The organism is Aeromonas sp. 61P, from assembly GCF_051919545.1.
GTDB lineage: Bacteria > Pseudomonadota > Gammaproteobacteria > Enterobacterales > Aeromonadaceae > Aeromonas > Aeromonas veronii.
This window is the reverse complement of sequence record NZ_JBQBEL010000001.1, coordinates 2,469,718-2,493,609: the sequence shown is the minus strand read 5'-3', so window position 1 is coordinate 2,493,609 and position 23,892 is coordinate 2,469,718. Positions and strand designations below refer to the sequence as shown.

Genomic DNA, 23,892 nt, shown 5'->3' with positions numbered 1-23,892 from the left:
CACTTATCACAGCGCTCCTCTCTCCAGCCGATTGCGGTAGTGCAGCCCCTAACTTCCCAACCAACCAACCAACCAACCAACCAACCAACCAACCAACCAACCAACTCGCCCCAGCCAATCCGCTATCAACATCCCAACCTGTGACTCTGTATTGATGGCCCCCTCTGATAACAAGAGCACGCCCCATCACCTCCTCTCCCCTACCCGCAACGAATTACCCTGACGGGCAGATGTGAACAGTCAACGTCATCTACAGAGCTAAAGGTGTGATAAACAGGATAAGCGGAGCCTCGCTAACGCAACGCAGCAGAACTGCCGACTGGCGTACGTGCAGGGCAGCAGGGACAGAGCAATGATAATTCGCAGAGAAAGCGGAGAAGACTGTCAGTGAAGAGAGTTGTTGCACCGGTTGATCAACCGACACATCAATCAGCAGTTGCCACGATGCAAAGATAAAAAATGGCAGCCATCTGGCTGCCATCGGGAGAGCACGATTCAGCGATCAGAGGGTCGCAGCGACTTCATCGGAGATGGAGCCGTTGTGATACACCTCTTGTACGTCGTCCAGATCTTCCAGCATATCGATCAGACGCATCAGCTTGGGCGCGGTCTCGGCATCCAGCTCAGCTTCGGTGGAGGGGATCATGGTCACTTCGGCGCTCTGGGCCTTGAAGCCGGCAGCTTCCAGACCGTCCAGCACGGTACCGAAGTCGTTCGGGGTGGTGTACACCTCGATGGTGCCATCCTCTTCAGTGACCACGTCATCGGCGCCCGCTTCCAGCGCAGCATCCATCAGGGCATCTTCGTCTACGCCCACGAAAGTCAGCACCTTTCTTGCTGAACAGATAGGCAACGGAGCCGTCGGTGCCCAGGTTGCCACCGCACTTGCTGAAGGCGTGACGCACTTCGGCTACGGTACGGTTACGGTTGTCGGTCAGGCACTCTACCATCACCGCAGAGCCAGCCGGGCCGTAACCTTCGTACACGATGGTATCGAGCTGTTCGCCATCGCCACCACCGGCGCCACGCTGAATGGCACGGTTGATGGTGTCGCGGGTCATGTTGTTGGTCAGGGCGGCAGTCACCGCAGCACGCAGACGCGGGTTGTTGGCCGGATCGGCATCACCCAGACGCGCGGAGGTAGTGATTTCGCGGATCAGCTTGGTGAAGATCTTGCCACGCTTGGCGTCCTGAGCGGCCTTGCGGTGTTTGATGTTGGCCCATTTACTGTGACCTGCCATAGAGACTCTCCGTTATTTTTTAAATGTCAGTAACACTGATCATGACTAACCCAAGGGAAACACAGAGGCCGCACGGCGGCGGCCTCCGGTGCCGGTATCGGCTTACTCGTCGCCCTTGACGGTGGTTGCAATCGCCAGCTCACCCAGTTGGGCGGCATTGGCAAGGCTGGGGGCGTCTGTCATCAGACAGGCGGCCGCGGTCGTTTTCGGGAAGGCGATGACGTCCCGAATGTTTTCGGTGCCGGTCAGCAGCATGCTGAGACGGTCCAGACCGAAGGCCAGACCGGCGTGCGGCGGGGTGCCGTACTTCAGGGCATCCAGCAGGAAGCCAAACTTCAGGCGCTGCTCGGCCGGGGTGATACCCAGGATATCGAACACGGTGGATTGCATCTCGCTGTTGTGGATACGGACAGAGCCGCCACCCACTTCGTAGCCGTTGATCACCATGTCGTAGGCGTTGGCGTAAGCACCTACAGGGTTGGCTTTCAGCTCGGCCGGGCTCATGTTGCTCGGCGCGGTGAACGGGTGGTGCATGGCGGCCAGACCACCTTCACCATCTTCCTCGAACATCGGGAAGTCGATGACCCACAGCGGTTTCCAGCTGTTCTCCAGCAGGCCCAGATCGCGACCCACTTTCAGACGCAGGGCGCCCATGGCATCGCAGACCACTTTCTTGCTGTCAGCGCCAAAGAAGATGATGTCGCCGTCGGCAGCGCCGGTACGAGCCAGGATCTCGCGCACGATCTCGTCAGAGAGGAACTTGGCAACCGGAGACTGCACACCTTCGATACCATTGGCCGCTTCGTTGACCTTCATCCAGGCCAAGCCCTTGGCACCGTAGATGCCGACAAACTTGGTGTATTCGTCGATCTGCTTGCGAGAGAGCTCGGCACCACCCGGGACTTTCAGGGCAGCCACACGGCCTTTCGGATCGTTGGCGGGGCCCGCGAACACGGCGAACTCGACAGCAGTCAGCAGATCAGCCACATCGACCAGCTCCATTGGCAGACGCAGGTCCGGCTTGTCGGAGCCGTAGCGACGCATGGCTTCGTCGAAGGTCATGATCGGGAAGTCGCCCAGATCCACGTTCAGGATGTGCAGCCACAGTTTGCGGATCATCTCTTCCATCACTTCACGCACTTGCGGCGCGGTCATGAAGGAGGTCTCCACGTCGATCTGGGTGAATTCCGGCTGGCGGTCGGCACGCAGGTCTTCGTCACGGAAGCACTTGACGATCTGGTAGTAGCGATCGAAGCCGGACATCATCAGCAACTGCTTGAACAGCTGGGGTGATTGCGGCAGAGCGTAGAACTTGCCCTTGTGCACGCGGCTCGGCACCAGATAGTCACGGGCACCTTCCGGGGTGGCCTTGGTCAGCATCGGGGTCTCGATATCGAGGAAGCCGTGCTCGTCCATGAAGCGGCGTACGAAGGCGCTGGCCTTGGCACGGGTCTTCAGGTACTTGGCCATCTCGGGACGACGCAGATCCAGGTAGCGATACTTGAGGCTGATCTCTTCGCTGTTGACCTGATTGAAGTCCAGCGGCAGCGGCTCGGCACGGTTGATGATGTTGAGTTCGTGGGCGAACACTTCGATGGCGCCAGTGGCCATGTCGCTGTTGCGCTGGGACTCGGGACGGGTGCGCACCACGCCGGTCACCTGGATGCAGAACTCGCCGCGCAGCTCGGAGGCCAGGGCGAACGCGTCCGGCTTGTCCGGATCGAAGAACACCTGAACGATCCCTTCCCGGTCGCGCATATCGATAAAGATCAGACCGCCGAGATCACGACGACGATGAACCCAACCGCACAATGTAATGGTCTGCCCTGCATGGGCCTCATTGACCTGTCCGCAATAGATAGAGCGCATGGACTTCTTCCTTCGAAATTGTAGAGAGACGGTTAACCTTGGGCCGCCGGGCACGACTGGCAAGCACCGTCTGTCTCACAGCTGGCCAGATTCTTTTTCTTACCCGGTTTGAAATCAGTCTCGTACCATCCGGTTCCCTTGAGCCGGAAGCCTGCCGCCGATATCAGCTTGACCAGATTCGGCTTGCTACAGGCCGGACAGTCGGTCAGGGGGGCATCGAAAGCTTTTGCAGTTTTGCCAATTCATGGCCACAGACGTCGCAACGATATTCGTAGATAGGCATGGGTCACAAGAAATTGAAAAACAAAAGGGCTGGCATTATAGAGGAAAACCCCCTTTTGGGTAAAATGGCCAACAGCCTCCTTTCGCCAGTTTTTTGCACTCGATGGCAAAAAGCGGGTAAAAAATCGGCACGAATGCACCAAGAGCGAAGAGAATAGCCATCATGAGCCTCTATTTGGGCCTGCCGCAGTGGTCCCACCCCAGCTGGCCCGGCCAGTTGCTGGGCCTTGGCGCCAAGCCTGCCGAACACCTCGCCCACTACGCCACCGTGTTCAACTCGGTGGAGGGTAACACCACCTTCTACGCCCTGCCGACACCGGACACTGTACAGCGCTGGGCCGATGCGGTGCCCGATCACTTTCGTTTCAACTTCAAATTTCCGCAAGCCATCAGCCACCAGAGCGATCTCGTGAGTGCAGACAAGCAAGTAGCCGACTTTATCAAGCTGCTTGCGCCGCTGCACGACAAGCTGGGGCTGCTCACCCTGCAGTTGCCCGCCCGTTTCGGGCCACAGGGGCTGGCCAGACTGGCGGCCTTCATTGATCGGCTGCCATGGGCGTTTCGCTACGCCCTCGAAGTGCGCCACCCTGAGTTCTTCGCCAAGGGGGAGGCCGAGCGGGCATTGAACCGGCTGCTGATGGAACAGGGAGTGAACCGGGTGATGCTCGACAGCCGGCCACTCTTCTCGGTGCAAGCAACCACGCCAGCCCTTGTCGATGCCCAGGGCAAGAAACCACGCCTGCCGGTGCATCTGCTGGCCACCGCCAACGCCCCCATGGTGCGCTTTATCGGCCTGCCGGATCCGGCGGCCAATCACCCCTTCCTGCCCAGCTGGCTCCCCCACTGGCGCCAGTGGCTTTCCGAGGGCAAGGATCTCTACCTCTATATACATACTGCCGACAACGCCCAGGCACCTGAGCTGGCCCGCCAGATCACCCGCTTGCTGGAGCAGGAGATGGCCCCCTGGCCGGGGGAAAACGATCGCGCACGGCAGGGAGTGCTGCGCTTTTAGCCAACCCATTCTGCGGCCATCGTTTCGCTGCAAAAAAAGTGCTTTTTTGTGGCGTGGCAAGCCCTGGCGTCAAGACAAACGGCCATCAATCCTCTACACTACCGCCCCAAGTAAGGGTCCGGAACATGGCCCGTACGAACAGGACAGGTCCAAAGGATTTCACGACCAGCCACCCCGTTCGTAAACAGGTGATAAATCTACTCTGATGGGTGTCACCCAACGACTCAATTGAACAATACAGCCGGGTGATGTCCCGACTGTCAGGTTGCGCCAGCATGCATACCAAAGATCAAATTTTTGCCGCCCCGATCGCCCGATTGGGAGACTTCTGTTTTGACGAACAGGTCGTCGACGTGTTTCCCGATATGATCCAGCGCTCGGTGCCGGGTTACAGCAACATCATCTCTGCCATCGGCATGATGGCCGCCCGCTACGCCCAACCCGAGAGCCGACTCTATGATCTCGGCTGCTCACTGGGCGCCGCGACCCAGGCGATGCGTCGCCATGTCAGCCAGCCCGGCTGCCGCATCACCGCGGTGGATCTCTCCCATCCGATGATCGAGCGTGCCCGCGCCCACCTCTCCGGTTTCAAATCCGAGGTGCCGGTGGAGCTGGTGGAAGCAGATATCTGCGACATCGAGATCGAGAACGCCTCCGTGGTGGTGCTCAACTTCACCCTGCAATTTGTCGAGCCCGAGAAGCGGGCTGCCCTGATCCAGCGCATTCACGATGGGCTGCGCCCGGGCGGGATCCTGATCCTGAGCGAAAAGTTCCGCTTCGAAGATGAACCGGTCAACGAGCTGCTCATCGATCTGCACCTCGACTTCAAGCGGGCCAACGGCTATAGCGAACTGGAGATCAGCCAGAAACGCACCGCCCTTGAGAACGTGATGCGCACCGACAGCCTGCCGGTGCATCAGGCTCGCCTACGGGACGCCGGTTTCGTCCATCAGGATCTCTGGTTCCAGTGCTTCAACTTCGGCTCCATGATTGCCATCAAATCCAGCGACGCCCAGCCATGATCGACTTTGCCAATTTCTATCAACTGATTGCCAAAAACCGGCTGAGCCACTGGCTGCATACCCTGCCCGCCCAGCTGCACGCCTGGCAACATGACAACCAGCATGGCGACCTGCCGCGCTGGAATCGAGCCCTCAACAAGCTGCCGGTGGTCTCCCCCGGCAACGTCGAGCTGAAAAGCCGGGTCGAAATCGGCTCTGCCGAGAGCCTTGGCGAAGGTGAACGCAAGAAGGTCGAGAGCCTGCTGCGCCACTTCATGCCCTGGCGCAAGGGGCCGTTCACCGTGCACGGCATCCACATCGATACCGAGTGGCGCTCTGACTGGAAGTGGGATCGGGTGCTGCCTCATATCAGCCCGCTCGAAGGCCGTTACGTGCTGGATGTGGGTTGCGGCAGCGGCTACCACCTCTGGCGCATGGTGGGTGAAGGGGCCAAGCTGGCGGTCGGCATCGACCCTAGCCCGCTGTTCCTCTGCCAGTTCGAGGCCATTCGCCACTTCGCGGGCAATGATCAGCGCGCCCACCTGTTGCCGCTCGGTATTCAGGAGCTACCTGAGCTGCGTGCTTTTGACACCGTCTTCTCCATGGGGGTGCTCTATCACCGCAAATCCCCCATCGAGCACATCGAGCAGTTGCGCAATCAATTGAAAGATGATGGCGAGCTGGTGCTGGAGACGCTGGTGATCGATGGCGGGGTCAACGACGTGCTGATGCCCACCGACCGCTACGGCAAGATGCGCAACGTCTGGTTTATTCCCTCAAGCCGCGCCCTCAAGCTGTGGGTCGAGCGCTGCGGCTTCACCGACGTACGGATAGTAGACGAGAATATGACCAGCACCGACGAACAGCGTCGTACCGACTGGATGATTAATGAATCCCTGAGTGACTATCTGGATCCAGACAACGGCACTCACGGTAGAAGGACACCCGGCGCCGAAACGTGCCGTACTGATTGCCCGCAAGGCCAAAGACTAGCCGATGGCGATTCAGGAAGTTACACTGACCCAATTCCAGGAAGCACAGTTAAATGAATGACATGAAAAGCAAATTAAAAGGAATGACCCTGCTCTCCCTGCTTAGTCTCGGCGGGTGTGTCAATATGGAAAAAGCGCCTCAGGTTCCTGCTCTGACGCTGGCCGAGCTTCGCAGCGAGCTTAGCCAGAGCGAGCAGCGCCTGCAAACATCCATGGAACAGCAACAGAAGCAGTATGTGCAGCAACAGCACCTGCTGGTTCAGCTCAACACAGATGTCACCAATATGAAAGAGTCCGTCAAGCAAGTAGACCACAAGCTCGCCACCCTCCCCTCCGAGCCGCCCAAGCCGATGGCCATCCCCACCGAGAAGTGCCCGGCCCCCAATCAGGGTCACACCATCGATGGCAAGCTGATGGTCGGTGAAGCCGAGTGGATCTGGGTTGATGCGGCCAACGACGCCTTCCAGGCGCGGGTCGATACCGGTGCGACCACCTCCTCCATCAGTGCGCAAGAGATCACCATTTTCGAGCGCAACGGCAAAAACTGGGTGCGCTTCTTCCTGAGCCATCAGGAAGTGGACGACAAGATCCAGATCGAAGCGCCGCTGGTACGCCATGTACGGGTGCGTCAGGCCTCTGCCGACGATCTGGACCGCCGTCCGGTGGTGCGTCTGGCCGTGCGCATTGGCGACATGACCGAGAAAGCCGAATTTACCCTGAAAGACCGTAGCGACATGACCTTCCCTGTGCTGCTGGGTCGCGAATTTTTGAAAGACATCGCCGTGGTTGATGTGGCCCGCGAATATATCCAACCCAAACCCAAGCTCAAGGATGTGAAATAATCCATGGTTTCCCGTAAGCCGTTCTATTTGCTGGTAGCCCTGCTGTACATTGTCGGCCTGGGAATGACGATCTATCACCATATCGCGTTGGATGTGCCGCTGACGCCCGGTGAAAAGCGCCAGATCTGGTCCATCGAAGCCAAGCTGGAGTTTGAGGCGACCGGTGAGCCGGTGATCGCCTCTCTGGCCATTCCGGGCACCCAGCCCGGTTTCACCCTGATGAACGAGAACGCCGCCAGCCCCGGCTACGGCCTCTCCTTTGTCGAGAAAGATGGCGATGCCCGCGCCGAGTGGTCCATCCGCACCGCCTCTGGCCGTCAGGAGCTCTATTACCGCGTCGACATGATGGCGGATGCCCACGCCAAACCGGCCGCCAATCCGCAGCCGCCTGCCATCGAGAAGCAGATCGAGAGTGAGCCTTATGCCACCGCGATGAAGCAAATCCTCGAGCGGGCACAGGAGCGCTCTGCCGATGGCTACACCCTGACTCGCGAGATCATCAAGGAGATCGAGAAGCAGGAGCAGAACGCCGAGCTGCTGAAAAAGCACAAGAGCCGCGCCAACCTGATAGCCGAGCTGCTCAACAATGCTGACGTCCCCACCCGCGTGGTGCATGCCCTGAATCTGGAAGATGGCCGCCGTCGTCAGGAGCTGGTGGATTACCTGCAGGTATTCAACAGCCCGACCGACTACAAGCTGTTCAACCCGCAAACCGGTGAACAGGGTCGTCCGGCCAACCTGCTGCTGTGGGAATACAACTCCGGCGCCCTGCTGGACGTGACCGGTGGTCACAACTCCCGTGTCAGCTTCTCGATGATCGAGCAGGAGCAGCCGGTCAGCGTGGCACTGGCGCAGAAGTTCGAAAAATCAGAGATGATGAACTTCTCCATCCACAGCCTGCCGCTGGAAGAGCAGACCCTGTTCAAGGGCTTGCTGCTGATCCCGATCGGCGTGCTGATGGTGGTGTTCCTGCGGGTTCTGGTGGGGATCAAGACCTCAGGTACCTTTATGCCGGTGCTGATCGCGGTCGCCTTTATCCAGACCTCACTGGTCACCGGCCTCATCGGCTTCCTGCTGATCGTCGGCACCGGTCTCATCATCCGCTCCTATCTGTCGCGGCTTAACTTGCTGCTGGTCGCCCGAATATCGGCCATCATCATCATGGTTATCTCGATGATCGGTATTTTCTCCGCGTTCGCCTTCAAGCTGGGGCTGACCGACGGTATGAAGATCACCTTCTTCCCGATGATCATCCTCTCCTGGACCATCGAACGGATGTCCATCCTGTGGGAAGAAGAGGGCCCGAAAGAGGTGTTCCGCCAGGGTGGTGGCTCTCTGCTGGTTGCCGTCATCGCCTATCTGGCCATGGATAACGAACTTATTCGTCACCTCACCTTCAACTTCCTCGGGCTGCAGCTGGTGCTGATGGCGACCGTGCTGTTGATGGGTAACTACACCGGCTACAAGCTGAGCGAACTGAAGCGCTTCAAGCCGCTGGTGGACGAGATGAAATCTGGCGTCACCCCGGGTAAGGACAAGTAACCGATGTGGTTCTGGGAAAAGTACACCACCCCGTGGAGCCTGTCCCAATCAGGCATCCTCGGCATGAACAAGCGCAACCACTCCTACATCAGCCGCTACAATCCGCGCAGCCTCTATCCGCTGGTGGATGACAAGCTGCAGACCAAGCAAATTGCGCTGGATGCAGGGGTTACCGTGCCTGAGCTGATCGGTACCATCCGTGCCCAGCACGATGTGGGTCGCATCACCGAGCTGGTAAAAGATTGGCCGGGCTTCTGCATCAAGCCGGCCCGTGGCTCGGGCGGCAAGGGGATCCTGGTGATCCTGCGTCAGGAAGATGGCCTCTTCTATAAACCCAACGGCAGCGCCTCTACCGGTCAGGATCTGGAGCGCCATGTTTCCAACATTCTGGCGGGGCTCTATTCCCTCGGCGGCAAGCCCGACGTGGCTCTGGTCGAAGGCCTCATCAACTTTGATGATGTGTTCGACGGCTACTCCTTCGAAGGGGTACCTGATGCCCGGGTCATCATCTTCAAGGGGTTCCCGGTGATGGCGATGATGCGCCTCTCCACCGCCGCCTCGGACGGCAAGGCGAACCTGCACCAGGGCGCCGTGGGGGTGGGTCTGTGCCTGCGTACCGGTCGTGCCCTGCGGGCGGTGCAGTTTGGCAATCCGCTGCGCCACCATCCGGACACCGGCCTCGACCTCTATGAGCTCAAGGTGCCCCACTGGGATACCCTGCTGACGCTGGCCGCCTCCTGCTACGAGATGTCGGGTCTGGGTTATATCGGTACTGACATGGTGCTGGACAAGTTCCGCGGCCCCATGCTGCTGGAGCTCAATGCCCGTCCTGGTCTTGCCATCCAGATCGCCAACGGTCGCGGCCTGGTGCCCAACCTCAAGACCATCGAGAAGCTGGGGCAGGTGAAGATGAACGTGGAGCAGCGGGTCAATTTCGCCAAGGATCACTTCGGGATCTTTGAGGAGTAACGCCTCTGATTGTGAACTGAGCGCGCCTATGGCGCGCTTTTTTTATGGCGATTGTCTGTCGTCACATACCTTCCCAACCATAGATCAGCACCTCATTTCGAAACAACGAGTACGCCAGCGAACGGCTGCTTGGAATAGCGAGGAGAGCGATGGAACGATGGAACAATGGAACGAGAAGAGTGTGACCGGCGATATCAGGGGGATAGATGACTCACAGGTATAAAAAAACCGGCGCCAAGACGCCGGTTCTTCAAGGAGAGTACGACCCGATTACAGGGAGTCAGCATTCTCGGACAGGTACTTGGCAACGCCGTCCGGAGAGGCTTGCATACCTTTTTTGCCTTTTTCCCACTGAGCAGGGCACACTTCGCCGTGCTCTTCGTGGAATTGCAGGGCATCGACCATGCGCAGCATCTCGTCGATGTTGCGGCCCAGCGGCAGATCGTTGACAACCTGGTGACGAACGACACCGTTCTTGTCGATCAGGAAGGAGCCACGGAACGCCACGCCGGCTTCCGGATGCTCAACGTCATAGGCTTTGCAGATTTCGTGTTTCACGTCGGCGATCAGCGGGTACTTGACCTGACCGATACCGCCATCTTCCACTTTGGTGTTACGCCATGCATTGTGGGAGAACTGGGAATCGATGGAAACACCAATCACTTCCACGCCACGCTTCTGGAACTCTTCATAACGGTGATCGAAGGCAATCAGCTCGGACGGGCAGACGAAGGTGAAATCGAGCGGATAAAAGAAGACAACGGCAGCTTTGCCTTTGATGTGGGATGACAGGTTGAATGAATCAACGATCTCGCCATTACCCAGAACAGCTGCGGCGGTAAAATCGGGTGCGGGACGGCCTACCAATACCATATTCAATTCCTCTTTATGTGAAGTGAACAATCCGGTGAGGATTGGGCTACCTAGAGCCAAGTCCATCTAATTCAAGCGACAAACTATAGACCCGGTGGTAGATTAGTTAAATCAAATTAAATAGATAGCATTAATCGGGTTTTTCTATGCAACGTTGGCCCAGCCTCAAACAGCTGCAATATCTGGTCGCTCTCGATGAGCACAAGAACTTCAACCGCGCCGCCAAGGCCTGTCATGTCAGCCAGTCGACCCTGAGTACCGGGATCCAGACGCTGGAGGACATGATGAACCTGCAACTGGTGGAGCGGGACCACAAGAGCTTCATTATGACCCCGGTCGGCATGGAAATCGTCGAGCGCGCTCGCAATTTGCTCTCCGATGCTCGGGATCTGATGGAGCTCGGGCAACATCAGGGTGGCGTGATGCAGGGGACGGTGCGTCTTGGCTGCATTCCCACCATCGCCCCCTTCCTGCTGAGCAAACTGCTGAAAGAGTGCAGCAAAACCTATCCTGACCTCGAATTGTTGCTGCGTGAAGACACCACCAGCAATCTGCTCAAGCAACTGGAACAGGGTCAGCTCGACTTGCTGATCCTCGCCCTGCCCATCGAGATCGGTGGATTTCACTGCAAGACCGTCGGCCAGGATCCGTTCCACATGGTGATGCCCGCCAGCATGGCGGCCGGTCTGCATACCCCGTTCGACTACAAGGAGCTGCCCAACCAGAGCATCTTCCTGCTGGAGCGGGAGCACTGCCTCACCGAGCACGCGGTGAGCGCCTGCCGCCTGCGGGACAAGAGCAAGATCAACCCGTTCGCCGCCACCAGCCTGCACACCCTGGTACAAATGGTGGAAGCGGGTCTTGGCACCACCTTCCTGCCGCAGATGGCCATCGATGCCGGCATTCTTGCCAACTCCGATCTGGTGGCCATCCCGCTGCCGGGAGAGACCTCCTATCGCGAGATTGGGCTGGTCTGGCGCCCTAGCACCACCCGGGTACAGACCTTCTACAAACTGGCCGAGCTGCTTAAACCGCTGATCAGCCACAACGAGTGACAACAAACGCCAGCCCTCGGGTTGGCGTTTTTCAGCTCCCCGCTACATTTTTCCTCTCGGAGACTAGGTCTGGAGCCAGATCCCTGTTTATGATGGAAAAGTTGTCGCGTGCCCTCCTGCCCCCAGAACGATTTGGCAGGATATAGCGTTCGATAAATGTCTCGTTTGGTAGACCCGTCCGTGGAGAGAGCCCGATGTATCGCAAGCTGCTGCTATCCCTGCTGACTCTGCTGCTGGCCGCCTGTTCCAGCACGCCGGAGCCGCCTCCGGCCCCCCGGCAGAGCAGTGCCTTTGATGGCTTCTACCAACAATGGCGCGGTGTTCCCTACCGCATGGGCGGCGCCAGCCGCGCCGGGCTAGACTGCTCCGCCTTCACCCAGCTCGCCTACAGTCAGGTGCTGGGCTTCAACCTGCCAAGAACCACCGAATCTCAGGCCAGCATTGGCAAACCGGTGGATCGCTACCGGCTGCAACACGGGGATCTGGTCTTCTTCAAGACCGGCTGGCAACAGTACCATGTGGGGGTCTACACAGGTGCCGGCGAGTTTATTCACGCCTCCACCAGCAAGGGAGTGATCCGCTCCCGCCTCGACAACGTCTACTGGAACAGTCGCTACTGGCAGGCGCGTCGGGTGACCCAGTAACCGGCCACACGCCTGCTCGTGACACAAGTTGCGTGCCGATACTCTCCGTCAATCCCTGTCGCTATGTCGGGATACACAACCCGCGCTTATAACTCAATTGGACCCAAAGCCTGCATATCACACCATTTTGTGATAAGGTGGTGGCCAATTTTTAACACTTTTGCCTTTTTCTCATACGCTCTCTGTCCTGATTGACAACACGCGCGGCGAAAGTGGAGTGTGGCGCAACACTGCCGGACGGGTGTCCCACAGCTGCAGTATCAAGGGTTAAATAGATAAGGAGATCGTGCAATGAAACAGTATCAAAGCTGGCTGGGGCAATACCTGATGAGTCGCCGTGACGGTGACCACGCCATGGCATGCGAGATGGCGAGTTCCATCTGCGAGTTCTGGCAGCAGCAGGGTGATGAAAACGAACTGGACAAGTGGCAGCAGATTTACCAGAACCATCTGGAAAAGACCACCTGATCCCGACCGTTGCCTTGCTGCCAGCCACGGTTGGCAGCAAGGCCACTCGCGACCAACCACCATCAGCCAACCCCTCTCCCCCAATTTTCCCGCTACGTTAAACCGCTACCTTCGTTCACTCGCGCTTTACCATCTTCATTTTGCTCTTGCGCACCGGCCTCTGTTCATTCCATCTCGGCAGCCATCCCCTGTGCCCAGTCGATAAAGGCCTGGATCTTGGGACACGCCCGATTGGGCAGGGTCGCCATGTAATAACGCTGCTCGCACTTGACCTCCAGCCCGGCAAAAGGGGCAACCAGCTCGTTGCGTGCCAGTCGCTTGCTCACCAGATTCTTGCGCCCCATGGCGATCCCGGCGTGATTCATGGCGGCGATGATGGCGAGATCCGAGCGATCAAAACCCATGCTCAGCTGGCATGCCTCGAGGCTGACCCCGGCGTGGCGAGCCCAGCTGCTCCATTCGTCGGTATCCGAGTCAAATCCCCATGCCTGCCGATCATGAAGCAGACGGCAAAAGGACAAGTTGGCGGGATTGCCGACAAGCCCGTGCTGCTCGGCATATTCCGGGCTGCAGACCGGCAGCATGAACTCATCCATCAGCGGATGGATGGCAAGCCGCTCCGGGCTCTTCTCATCGAAATAGAGGGTCAAATCGATGCCATAACCATGCAGGTTGATGTTCTCGTTGCCGGTGATGATATTGAGCTCGATCTGCGGATGCAGGCGGGAAAAATCCGCCAACCTGGGCACCAGCCAGCACTGGGCAATAGAGGGACGCGAATAGATGGTCAGGGTACCGGAGAGCTCCTGATTCTTGATCTCCAGGATCTCCTGATTGATGAACTCCAGCGAGGATTTGAGCGCCCAGAACACCCGCTGCCCATCCGCCGTCAGTACCACCTTGCGGTGAAAACGCTCAAAGAGCTTGAAGCCCAGCTCCTCTTCCAGCGCGCTGATCCGGTGACTCACGGCACTGGGACTCAGCGACAATTCATCAGCTGCCATGGCAAAGGATCCGTGGCGGGCGGCCGCCTCGAAGGTGTGCAACTTGGCCAGCTGGTAGCCACTCAGCAGCTTGTTGCGCGATATGTAATTATCCCCGTTATACATTCATCCCCCTCTTCGCAATGGCCACCGATGATACACCCGCAGGCCACCTTCAGGATGAAGTCAAAAGACCCAAAGAATGTGATTTAGATAAATTGTGACCAATGTAGTGCCTTTGCATCACCTCAGATCACCCAAGTGGTCGATTTCATCATTTGTCAGCCCCGCCTCATTTTCATTCAATAAGCGCATAAACAATCACACACAACAGATGTCGAGGCGCAGTATGAGTTCAGAGGTATGGGTCATCGCTACCTTGCTAAGTAGCATCGTTCTTATCGTGGTTACCATAGTGAAGGGCAAGGTTCATCCTTTCCTTGCCCTGCTGCTGGCTAGCTTCTATGTCGGCACCCTGATGGGGATGAACCCGGTCAACATGGTCAATGCCATGGAAGCGGGCATTGGCGGCACGCTAGGCTTTCTCGCCGCAGTCATCGGTCTTGGCACCATACTTGGCAAGATGATGGAGGTGTCGGGGGCGGCGGAGCGCATCGGTCTCGCCCTGCAGAGATGCCGCTGGCTCTCGCCTCAGGTCATCATGGTACTGGTCGGTCTGGTGTGCGGCATCACCCTGTTTGTCGAAGTGGGGGTAGTGCTGCTGATCCCGCTCGCCTTCTCCATCGCCCGCAAGACCAGAACCTCGCTGCTGACCCTGGCCATTCCGCTCTGCACCGCCCTGATGGCCGTGCACTGCATAGTGCCGCCCCACCCGGCAGCCCTCTACGTCACCAATCAGCTGGGGGCTGACGTCGGCTCGGTCATCGTCTATGGCCTCGCGGTCGGGCTGTTTGCCTCGCTGGTGGGCGGCCCGCTGTTCCTCAAGCTGCTGGGTAACCGGCTCCCGTTCAAGGAGGTGCCCGCAGCCTTTGCCAACATCAAGGCCCGCGATGAAGCAACTCTCCCAACGTTGGGAGCCTCGCTCTTCACCGTGCTGCTGCCCATCCTGCTGATGCTGGCCAAGACGGTCGCCGAGCTCAATATGGAGCACGCCAGCCACCTCTACACCGTGCTGGAGTTTATCGGCAACCCCATCACCGCCATGTTTATCGCCGCCTTCACCGCCTACTACGTGCTGGGGCTCCGCCAGCAGATGAAGATGGAAGGGCTGCTCAACAAGACCGAGGAGTGCTTCTCCTCCATCGCCAATATCCTGCTCATCATCGGGGCAGGCGGCGCCTTCAACGGCGTGCTCAAGGCAAGCGGCCTGGGCGATAGTCTGGCCACTATCCTCTCCCAGCTGGATATGCACCCGATTCTGCTGGCCTGGCTGGTGGCCATCGTGCTGCACGCCGCCGTGGGCTCCGCCACCGTCGCCATGATGGGCGCCACCGCCATCGTCTCCCCCATCATGGTGCACTACCCGAACATAAGCCCGGAGATCATGACCCTGGCCATCGGCTCCGGTGCTATTGGCTGCACCATGGTGACCGACTCTCTGTTCTGGCTGGTCAAGCAGTATTGCGGCGCCACCCTGAACGAAACGCTCAAGTACTACACCACCGCCACCTTTGTTGCCTCCCTGATGGCGCTGGCCGGTACTTTCCTGCTCTCCTTTATCGTGTAACAAGACCGAGAACACTATGAAAAACATCGACGTCCAACAGCTCACAGCGCAATTTCCACTGGTGCAATCCCTGATCGCGCTTGAGCCAGTCACCTGGTTCAACCCCAACACCACCACTCTGGCTGCCGGTCTGCCCTATGTGGGGCTCGATAACAACAATGTGGCGGACGCTTCCGCTCGGCTGGCCCGCTTCGCCCCATACATGTGCGAAGCCTTCCCCGAGACCCGCGCCAGCAACGGTATTCTGGAGTCCGAGATCGCCGCTATTCCGGCGATGCAGGCTACGCTCAACCGGCGCTACGGGGTTGAGGTCACCGGTCGACTGCTGCTGAAAAAAGACAGTCACCTGCCCATCTCCGGTTCCATCAAGGCGCGAGGCGGTATCTACGAGGTGCTGACTCACGCCGAACAGTTGGCGATCAAGGCGGGACTGCTCTGCGAAGAGGATGACTACCGAAAACTGTTCAGCGACGAGTTTCGCCAGTTCTTCAGCCAGTACAGCATCGCAGTGGGCTCCACCGGCAATCTCGGCATGTCCATCGGCATCATGAGCGCCAAGCTCGGCTTTACCGTCACCGTCCACATGTCAGCCGATGCGCGGAAGTGGAAGAAGCGCAAGCTGCGTGAACACGGCGTCATCGTGGTCGAATATGCCGAAGATTACGGGGTGGCGGTGGAACAGGGGCGCAAAGAGGCCGAGCGCGATCCCAACTGCTTCTTTATCGACGACGAGAACTCCCGCACCCTGTTCCTCGGCTACTCGGTGGCAGGCGAGCGGGTGAAAAAGCAGTTCGACCAGATGGGTATCAAGGTGGATGCCGACCACCCGCTGTTTGTCTACCTCCCTTGCGGCGTGGGTGGCGGCCCGGGCGGCGTGGCCTTTGGTCTCAAGCTCGCGTTCGGAGACAACGTCCACTGCTTCTTCGCCGAGCCCACTCACTCCCCCTGCATGTTGCTGGGAGTCCACACCGGATTGCACGATGCCATTGCGGTGCAGGATCTGGGCATCGATAACCTCACCGCAGCCGATGGCCTCGCGGTAGGTCGCGCCTCCGGCTTCGTCGGCCGCGCCATGGAGCGGCTGCTGGCGGGCTTCTACACCCTGAGCGATCAGGAGATGTATGACCTGCTGGGACTGCTGGCGCGCGATGAGCAGATCACACTCGAACCTTCTGCTCTGGCGGGTATGGCCGGCCCGTGGCGGGTGGCAGCCAATCCCGAGTGGCTCACCGGGCGCGGTTGCGATGCCGCAACCATGGCACAGGCCACCCATCTGGTGTGGGCCACCGGCGGTGGCATGGTGCCCGCCGAAGAGATGGCAAAGTACCTGGCCAGCGCCAAGATCTAGGCTGTTTTGCCACATTTATCTGCAAATCAACCCGCCATCACGGCGGGTTTTCTGTTTTGGGAACAAGGGGATGGAGCAGTTCTGTCGCAATCCATGGCGACAATTTCCCCAAGTTGGTCAGTTTGTGCTAAAATGGCGCTCATTTTTTGACATCTCGCGTCACGTTCGCCGCCAGATTGCCCATCAGGCTCTCTGCCCGGGTCGTGACTTTGCACCATCATGCCTGATGATGTTTCCCCCAGGATGAGCCGATAGGCTCCCATCAAGGTGGGCACCCTCAAGGGCACATGAGATAAGGAGATCGGGTAATGAAACAATATCAAAGCTGGCTGGGAGATTATCTGATGAGTCGACGTGACGGAGATCACGCGATGGCTTCGGAACTTGCCAACACCATCTGCGCCTTCTGGAAGGCCCAGGGTGATGAAGCAGAAACCAGCAAATGGCAGCAACGCTATCAGCAACACGTAGAGCAGGCGCAATAAGCCCCTGCACTCTTTCGCGATAAAAAAACCGGCGCACATGGCGCCGGTTTTGCGTTTCTGGCAAGCAGCAGATTACATCTGGTCGATCATGTCCTGAGCAAACTGGGAGCAGGAGCGCAGGGTGGCCCCTTCCATCAGACGCTCGAAGTCATAGGTGACGGTCTTGTTGCGGATCGCCGCTTCCATCCCCTTGATGATGAGATCGGCCGCTTCGACCCAACCCATGTGGCGCAGCATCATCTCGGCAGAGAGGATGAGGGAGCCCGGGTTGACCTTGTCCTGACCGGCATACTTCGGTGCAGTACCGTGGGTCGCCTCGAACAGGGCCACGCCGTCACCGATATTGGCACCCGGCGCGATACCGATACCGCCTACCTGAGCGGCCAGCGCGTCGGAGATGTAGTCGCCGTTGAGGTTCATACAGGCGATGACGTCATACTCGGCCGGACGCAGCAGGATCTGCTGCAGGAAGGCGTCGGCGATGACATCCTTGATGACGATGGTCTTGCCGGTTTTCGGGTTCTTGAAGGAGCACCATGGGCCGCCATCGATCAGCTGGGCACCGTACTCGTTCTGGGCCAGAGCATAGCCCCAATCCTTGAAGGCACCTTCGGTGAACTTCATGATGTTGCCCTTGTGCACCAGAGTCACGGAGTCGCGATCGTTGTCGATGGCATACTCGATGGCGGCACGCACCAGACGCTCGGTACCGGCTTTGGACATCGGCTTGATGCCGATCCCGCAGGACTCGGGGAAGCGAATTTTCTTCACGCCCATCTCGTTTTGCAGGAAGGCGATCACCTTGTTTGCTTCGGCGCTGTCGGCCTTCCACTCGATACCGGCGTAGATGTCTTCGGCGTTCTCGCGGAAGATCACCATGTCGGTCAGATCAGGACGCTTCACCGGGCTCGGGGTGCCGTCGTAGTAACGCACCGGGCGCAGGCAGATGTAGAGATCCAGCTCCTGACGCAGAGCCACGTTGAGGGAGCGAATACCGCCACCGACCGGCGTGGTCAGCGGGCCCTTGATGGCCACGCAATATTCACGAATGAAATCCAGGGTTTCGGCCGGCAGCCAGGCACCTTCGCCATAGACATGAGTCGATTTCTCGCCGGTATAGATCTCCATCCAGGCGATCTTGCGCTCGCCCTTGTAGGCTTTCTCGACCGCAGCATTCACCACATTCAACATGGCCGGGGTTACGTCAACACCGATGCCATCCCCTTCAATAAACGGAATGATCGGATGGTTGGGAACCTGCAGCTTGCCGTTGGCATCGACTGTGATTTTCTGACCTTGGGTCGGGATTACTACTTTGCTTTCCATCGGCATCTCCTAACTTCCGTTTGTTATCAACTTGTTTGTTGCGCGCGGCCATCTTAGCCCATTCATTTTCATAATAAAACGACAAGAAAGCATGTCAGACCAAAGAGGTAGCCACCCGCCAGTGCGCCGTCACCACGCCCTCCCGACACAGCCCCGTTATCCCTCCAGCTCGCTGGCCGCCGCTTGCGGCTGACTCAGGGAACGATACTGGGAAGGGGTCAAGCCGGTCTTCTGTTTGAACACCCGGCAGAAGTAGTTCACGTCACTGTAACCGCAGCGACTGGCCACCTCTTCAAGACGAAAGCGGTACTTTTTCAGCATGAATTTGGCCCGGTCGATCCGCACCCAGCTGATGTAATCGGCAAGGCGCATATGACCCTGCTCGCGGAACAGGTGGGAGAGATGGCTGGCTGAAACGTTGAAGCGGTGGGCAATGGAGTCACGGGTGATGGGACGGTGAAAGTTCTCCTGGATATAGATGCAGATCCCGTGAAAGAGCTCTGCCCCCCGTGGCCGATCCGTGGCGGACTCCAGCAACAGCTGACGGGCACTCGCCAGCAGGGCCTGCAGCAGGTGATCATCGGTGGGGGAGCGACCGGGATCCTCGGTCAGCACATTGAGAGCAGCCAGAATGTGTTCGATCACATGGCCCGCCCGCGCCATGATGCTGTGCTTTTGCACATCGAAGAAATCGGGATCTTCACGGCGCTTGCTCACCAGACTGAACCCCAGCTGGCGTTTGCCAAACAGCAGGCTCAGCACCGAGCAGTCAGTGGTCCAGAGCGGCTTGTTCCAGCCGTTGGGAGGGATATAGAGCGCCTGTCCCGGCAATACACTGATCTCTCTGACCCCCTCCTCCCTGTCCCAAATTTGGTTGAGATACTCGCCGCTAAAGACTAGCTCGAGGCGGGGAAAGTTGACCTGATAGCTGAAACTGGGTGGCACCCCCTGTTCACTGGCAAACCAGATTTGGTCAAATGGAACCTGTTCGCTCAGGGCTCCGTCGAGCAGTTGGCTGAAGATGAGAGACATGGTGATCCTGATCAAGAGAGAGGCAAGCGGTTGCGGCGCGCGCGACCGCCCATGTTATAGTCCGGTCCACAGCAGTAATGCCACCCTTTTCTGCACCCGATTTTCTTCAAACTAGACGAGGCGTCCCTTATGAGCAGTAGCGATCTGCCCTCCTTTCTGTTGATGCAAAACCCGATTCAAGGCTATGACTGGGGCAGTCATGACTCCCTCACCACCCTGTTTGGCATTCCCAACCCGCAAGGCAAACCCCAGGCCGAGCTCTGGATGGGGGCTCACCCCAACGGCTGCTCCGAGGTGACGCTGGCGGGCAGTGTGCAAAAGCTCTCTACGGTGATCGACAGTGACCCGGCCGCCGCGCTGGGTGAGGCCACCTTCGCCCGTTTTGGCAGCCTGCCGTTCCTGTTCAAGGTGTTGTGTGCCGAGAAGGCTCTCTCCATTCAGGTGCACCCGAGCAAGGCTCAGGCCAAAGCGGGCTTTGCCAAAGAGGAGGCCGCAGGCATCGATATCAAGGCGAGCAATCGCAACTACAAGGATCCGAACCACAAGCCGGAGCTGGTCTTTGCCCTCACCCCCTATCAGGCGATGAACGGCTTTCGCGCTATCCCCGCCATTCTGGCACTGTTCGAGCGGGTCAATCTGGCGGCCATCGCCGATCTGACCGCTGCCCTTGCCGCCAGCCAGAATGAAGCGGGCCTGCAGCACTTCTTCCACCAGCTGCTGGTACTGGAAGGGGCGCGCAAGGAGGAGGCGTTGGAAGGGCTGCTGACCTATGCCGCCGCCCATCAGGATGAGGAGACGTTTGCCCTCATCACCAGTCTGGCGGCCCAGTACCCGGGAGATGTGGGCCTATTCTCGCCGCTGCTGCTCAACGTGGTGACGCTTGAGCCAGGTCAGGCGATGTTCCTCGATGCCTGTACCCCGCACGCCTATGTGCGCGGCACGGGTCTCGAGATCATGGCCAACTCCGACAACGTACTGCGCGCCGGCCTCACCCCCAAATACATCGATGTGGCAGAGCTTTTGGATTGCACCCGCTGCTTGCCCAAGCCGGATGACCAGATCCTGCTGGCCCCCCGCTGTGATGGCGCGGTACAGCACTTCGACGTGCCGGTACCTGACTTCACTTTCAGCGTCTACCCGGCTGGCGAGCATCAGCTCACCACTGCCAGCGCCGAGATCCTGTTTGCCATCGATGCAACCGTGATCCTCAAGCAGGGCGAACAGTCACTGCGTCTGGAAAAGGGGCAATCAGCCTTTATTCCTGCAGCGACTGGCAGTTATCAACTGCTGGCCGAAGGGCGGGTCGCCCGCGCCGGCAACCGCTGCTAATCAGCATAAGAGCCGACTCTCGTTGGAGGGGGAATATGCCTCCCCCTCCCAACAGAGCAATATGGCCTACCAGTCAAGTCCGTCTGTATCTCTACTGCTCTCTTATGCCTACCTTCCTTCAGGCATCTCGCTCTGAAGTCCATCCCTGACTGCATCCTGCCCACAACCAGCTCCACAGGTTTGTCGCCTGAGCTTGGCACTACCCTGATGCAGATGACTTGGTTTGCTGAAACGAAGAAAATTCCAGCCTGCACAAGCAACGGCGACACTCTGAGTATCCGGCTAAAATGGAGGCCATAAAAATAACAACTCTACTCTCTACTATTTTCACCCCCTGATGAAAACTAAAACAGCACATAGATGCATCGCCATTAAACCTTTCCCCAGCCATCATCATTCGGTCTGTAAACATTTAGCACACGTAGCCATACAGAGCCATTAATAATGCAAACGAAAGGAATCTCTTTTGAATTTTCGAGATGCGGCCCTATTTTTTAGTCGTTCTATAATTTAATTCCAAGCAGAACATTCGATCTCTATCGAAAATAACAACTTAAAAAAACCATAAGATTATGATATGTAGCACATTTTATTTTACGCCACACCTTCGACTGACGTAATCCGTAAAAAGCCAGGCCGCATGAACTGACAATTAAATCAATTTAAAAGCAGGGTAATGAGAGATTTGATATTTATTTTTTGATATGCCAGCCAAACCTCATTGCAGTAAAGAAATAGTCCTTAAATACCCTCTGTGATTAAGATCTCTTTTATTTGATTTATTTTTAAGGTATCACATCTATTCGCCGATATAAATTTCACACAAAGATCCGCTGACAAAAATAGATAAAAGAGGATATATGCTGACAAAAATGACAATTGGGCAAAAGCTGACCATGGCGTTTACCACTCTCGCTTTGTTGATGCTGGGTTTTGCCTGGTTTGCCACTTTACAACTCTCCAATATTTACCGTGACGCCAGTGAGGTCAGCGATAATATCGTTCCCTCCATCCGGGCATCCAGCCAGATGCATGTGTCCTTGCTGGACGCTCGCCGTGCCGAACTGAACATGGTGATAGATGCACTGGGCAAGGATCCCTACTCCCTCAACAGCAGCACACAGTCTTTCGAAGCGGCAAAGAGTCAGTACATGGCCGCCGAGCAACGGTATGGATCTATGCCTTTTGTGTCGGAGCGAGATCGCAACATGTTTGCAGAGCTTAAAACTGCAGCAGCCAAATATTTTTCAGCTCATGGTGACTTGGAAACAGCCATACGGCAGGGAGATATTGCCAAGGTGCAGTCGCTGATCAAAAACGAATCCCGCGCAGCCCTTGAGCAGGCCGGACAGGATGGTCTGGAGCTTCGCAAGGAGAACGATCGGGTCGCCAACCTGCTGACCAAGCAGAGTGAGGCTTCCTATGAACGGGCCAAACTGCTGAGCACTACAGTCGGTGCGCTAACCTTGCTGTTCGTCGTTATTGTGGCCTGGTTGCTGATCCGGCAGATCCGAAATCCTGTGATGACCCTGCTGGAGCAGACCCGCCAGGTGGCGGCAGGCAACCTCACCAGCCAACTCGACATGAAGCAATTCTCCCATGACGAACTGGGTAAGCTGGCTCAAGGGTTCAACGAGATGCAATCCAATCTGCGCATGCTGGTCAACGAGGTCTCCGGCTCGGTAGTGCAGTTGGGCGCGGCAGCCGAAGAGATTAGCGCGGTGGCCCAGCAATCGGCCAACAACATGGGCGCCCAGCAGCATGAGCTCAATCAGCTGGCCACAGCCATGAACGAGATGCAAGCCACGGTACAGGAGGTGGCCCGCAATACCAACGACGCCGCCAGCGCAGCAACGTCGGCCAGCGACACAGCCGCACAAGGCAGCGAGACCGTCAATGACTCAATCGGCAGGATTGAAAAGGTGGCTACCGCCATCGAAGAGACTGCTCTGGTGATCCGCCAGCTGGGTGATGACAGCCGAAATATCGGCATGGTGCTTGAAGTCATTCAGGGAATTGCCGAGCAAACCAACCTGCTGGCACTGAATGCGGCAATCGAGGCAGCCCGAGCCGGTGAACAAGGTCGTGGTTTCGCCGTGGTAGCAGATGAAGTCCGCACTCTGGCCAAACGAACCCAAGACTCCACTTCCCAGATCAACCACATCATCTCCGAACTGCAGCAGCGTGCTAACGAAGCGGGCGTCACCATGCAACAAAGTCAGGATATGATGTCCGAGACGGTCCACACAGCTCGCGAAGCGGGAGCCTCTATTGCCGAAATAAGTAGCTCGGTTAACAGTATCTCCCACATGAATATTCAGATTGCCACCGCAACTGAAGAGCAGGGGGCGGTAAGCGAGGAGCTCAATCGCAATGTAGTCAACATCAGCAATGCCTCGGAAGAAGTGGCGACCGGCGCCAAACAAATGGCTCAGGCTTGCAACGACCTCAACCTGTTGGCAACACAACTGCAGGAGGTTGTACGCAAGTTTCGGACATAGCCCCGATTGCCCCCCTCATTCATCAGCCCAATAAGGCTGAAGCACTAAACAGCCCGCCATTCATAAAAGTGGCGGGCTTTGTCAAATAAGGAACCATACAAAACCCGAAGACACCAATGATGAACATAACAAGTGATCAGTGGAGGGATTAACTCACATCAAGAGCAGCCCTCCCTCTTTCTGATTGTTCTCTCAACGCGTTTTGCCAGCACCTTCACATTTTCCACCCTCAAAGCAGCACACAAATCTCCATACCTCCGAAGGCGAAACCTTTTTGCCGCACTCATGCAAGTAGCAAGATGTATTTACAAATTATTGTTTTTGTTTGAAAAAATAAACATATCGGTATGAATTTGCTTTTGTGATGATATGCGAGCTGGGTCACATGACGACTTGCACAGCACAAAAATC

At 57.6% G+C, this 23,892-nt stretch carries 19 protein-coding genes and 2 pseudogenes; 14 read left to right on the top strand and 7 right to left on the bottom strand.

Features of this window, described 5'->3' with window-relative positions; translation table 11 throughout:
- Positions 1 to 502: 502 nt before the first annotated feature.
- From ACTG2O_RS11925 to ACTG2O_RS11915, 3 genes and pseudogenes are all read right to left on the bottom strand, one after another.
- Positions 503 to 1,241, bottom strand: a pseudogene (locus ACTG2O_RS11925) (YebC/PmpR family DNA-binding transcriptional regulator).
- A 102-nt stretch (positions 1,242 to 1,343) separates the two neighbouring features.
- Positions 1,344 to 3,110, bottom strand: a complete 1,767-nt coding sequence (gene aspS, locus ACTG2O_RS11920; protein ID WP_064339827.1) for an aspartate--tRNA ligase — start codon at positions 3,108 to 3,110, stop codon at positions 1,344 to 1,346.
- Positions 3,111 to 3,315: 205 nt separating this feature from the next.
- Positions 3,316 to 3,393, bottom strand: coding sequence for an FmdB family zinc ribbon protein (locus tag ACTG2O_RS11915; protein WP_439976662.1), 78 nt, complete (start codon positions 3,391 to 3,393; stop codon positions 3,316 to 3,318).
- Positions 3,394 to 3,555: 162 nt separating this feature from the next.
- On the opposite strand from ACTG2O_RS11915, the gene ACTG2O_RS11910 reads away from it, so the two are divergent.
- From ACTG2O_RS11910 to ACTG2O_RS11885, 6 genes and pseudogenes are all read left to right on the top strand, one after another.
- Positions 3,556 to 4,404, top strand: coding sequence for a DUF72 domain-containing protein (locus ACTG2O_RS11910; protein WP_236285099.1), 849 nt, complete (start codon positions 3,556 to 3,558; stop codon positions 4,402 to 4,404).
- A 275-nt stretch (positions 4,405 to 4,679) separates the two neighbouring features.
- Positions 4,680 to 5,426, top strand: a complete 747-nt coding sequence (gene cmoA, locus ACTG2O_RS11905; RefSeq protein ID WP_005353159.1) for a carboxy-S-adenosyl-L-methionine synthase CmoA — start codon at positions 4,680 to 4,682, stop codon at positions 5,424 to 5,426.
- Positions 5,423 to 6,398 (top strand): annotated as a pseudogene (cmoB, locus tag ACTG2O_RS11900) (tRNA 5-methoxyuridine(34)/uridine 5-oxyacetic acid(34) synthase CmoB). Before cmoA ends, cmoB begins: the two are co-directional and overlap by 4 nt.
- Positions 6,399 to 6,450: 52 nt before the next feature.
- Positions 6,451 to 7,239, top strand: a complete 789-nt coding sequence (locus ACTG2O_RS11895) for an ATP-dependent zinc protease family protein (protein WP_005337698.1) — start codon at positions 6,451 to 6,453, stop codon at positions 7,237 to 7,239.
- A 3-nt stretch (positions 7,240 to 7,242) separates the two neighbouring features.
- Positions 7,243 to 8,781: an inactive transglutaminase family protein gene (locus ACTG2O_RS11890; protein WP_005337699.1), complete on the top strand. Its 1,539-nt coding sequence runs from the start codon at positions 7,243 to 7,245 to the stop codon at positions 8,779 to 8,781.
- Positions 8,782 to 8,784: 3 nt separating this feature from the next.
- Positions 8,785 to 9,750 carry an alpha-L-glutamate ligase-like protein gene (locus ACTG2O_RS11885; protein ID WP_005353164.1) on the top strand — a complete coding sequence of 322 codons (966 nt, stop codon included), beginning with the start codon at positions 8,785 to 8,787 and terminating at the stop codon, positions 9,748 to 9,750.
- Between the two features lie 270 nt (positions 9,751 to 10,020).
- Here ACTG2O_RS11885 and ACTG2O_RS11880 read toward each other — a convergent pair whose 3' ends face one another.
- Positions 10,021 to 10,623, bottom strand: a complete 603-nt coding sequence (locus ACTG2O_RS11880; protein ID WP_005337701.1) for a peroxiredoxin C — start codon at positions 10,621 to 10,623, stop codon at positions 10,021 to 10,023.
- A gap of 146 nt (positions 10,624 to 10,769) precedes the next feature.
- Here ACTG2O_RS11880 and ACTG2O_RS11875 point away from each other — a divergent pair, with 146 nt between their 5' ends.
- The 3 genes from ACTG2O_RS11875 to ACTG2O_RS11865 all read left to right on the top strand — a co-directional run bounded on the left by ACTG2O_RS11875 (position 10,770) and on the right by ACTG2O_RS11865 (position 12,790).
- Complete coding sequence (locus ACTG2O_RS11875; protein WP_005337702.1) at positions 10,770 to 11,678, top strand: hydrogen peroxide-inducible genes activator; 909 nt, start codon at positions 10,770 to 10,772, stop codon at positions 11,676 to 11,678.
- A gap of 194 nt (positions 11,679 to 11,872) precedes the next feature.
- Positions 11,873 to 12,322, top strand: coding sequence for a C40 family peptidase (locus ACTG2O_RS11870; RefSeq protein ID WP_005337703.1), 450 nt, complete (start codon positions 11,873 to 11,875; stop codon positions 12,320 to 12,322).
- A 291-nt stretch (positions 12,323 to 12,613) separates the two neighbouring features.
- The gene (locus ACTG2O_RS11865; RefSeq protein ID WP_005337704.1) at positions 12,614 to 12,790 is read left to right on the top strand and encodes a hypothetical protein; all 177 of its coding nucleotides are present in this window, start codon (positions 12,614 to 12,616) and stop codon (positions 12,788 to 12,790) included.
- A gap of 164 nt (positions 12,791 to 12,954) precedes the next feature.
- Here ACTG2O_RS11865 and dsdC read toward each other — a convergent pair whose 3' ends face one another.
- Positions 12,955 to 13,899, bottom strand: a complete 945-nt coding sequence (gene dsdC / locus ACTG2O_RS11860; RefSeq protein ID WP_075115218.1) for a DNA-binding transcriptional regulator DsdC — start codon at positions 13,897 to 13,899, stop codon at positions 12,955 to 12,957.
- Between the two features lie 223 nt (positions 13,900 to 14,122).
- On the opposite strand from dsdC, the gene dsdX reads away from it, so the two are divergent.
- From dsdX to ACTG2O_RS11845, 3 genes are all read left to right on the top strand, one after another.
- Positions 14,123 to 15,460 carry a D-serine transporter DsdX gene (gene dsdX / locus ACTG2O_RS11855; protein ID WP_439975834.1) on the top strand — a complete coding sequence of 446 codons (1,338 nt, stop codon included), beginning with the start codon at positions 14,123 to 14,125 and terminating at the stop codon, positions 15,458 to 15,460.
- 16 nt (positions 15,461 to 15,476) lie between these two features.
- A complete protein-coding gene (locus ACTG2O_RS11850; protein ID WP_439975833.1) occupies positions 15,477 to 16,808 on the top strand; it encodes a D-serine ammonia-lyase in 1,332 nt (443 codons plus the stop codon).
- 308 nt (positions 16,809 to 17,116) lie between these two features.
- Positions 17,117 to 17,293, top strand: coding sequence for a hypothetical protein (locus ACTG2O_RS11845; protein WP_005337712.1), 177 nt, complete (start codon positions 17,117 to 17,119; stop codon positions 17,291 to 17,293).
- 72 nt (positions 17,294 to 17,365) lie between these two features.
- Here the strand turns inward: ACTG2O_RS11845 and icd are convergent, their stop codons facing one another.
- Positions 17,366 to 18,619 (bottom strand): NADP-dependent isocitrate dehydrogenase, encoded by a 1,254-nt coding sequence (gene icd / locus ACTG2O_RS11840; protein WP_005347179.1) that lies wholly within the window; start codon positions 18,617 to 18,619, stop codon positions 17,366 to 17,368.
- Positions 18,620 to 18,775: 156 nt separating this feature from the next.
- A complete protein-coding gene (locus ACTG2O_RS11835; protein ID WP_005361632.1) occupies positions 18,776 to 19,651 on the bottom strand; it encodes a helix-turn-helix transcriptional regulator in 876 nt (291 codons plus the stop codon).
- 129 nt (positions 19,652 to 19,780) lie between these two features.
- Here ACTG2O_RS11835 and manA point away from each other — a divergent pair, with 129 nt between their 5' ends.
- Entirely contained in the window at positions 19,781 to 20,980 is a 1,200-nt protein-coding gene (gene manA, locus ACTG2O_RS11830) for a mannose-6-phosphate isomerase, class I (RefSeq protein WP_439975831.1), read from the top strand.
- Between the two features lie 860 nt (positions 20,981 to 21,840).
- Complete coding sequence (locus ACTG2O_RS11825) at positions 21,841 to 23,481, top strand: methyl-accepting chemotaxis protein (protein ID WP_439975829.1); 1,641 nt, start codon at positions 21,841 to 21,843, stop codon at positions 23,479 to 23,481.
- The last annotated feature ends 411 nt before the right edge of the window (positions 23,482 to 23,892 follow it).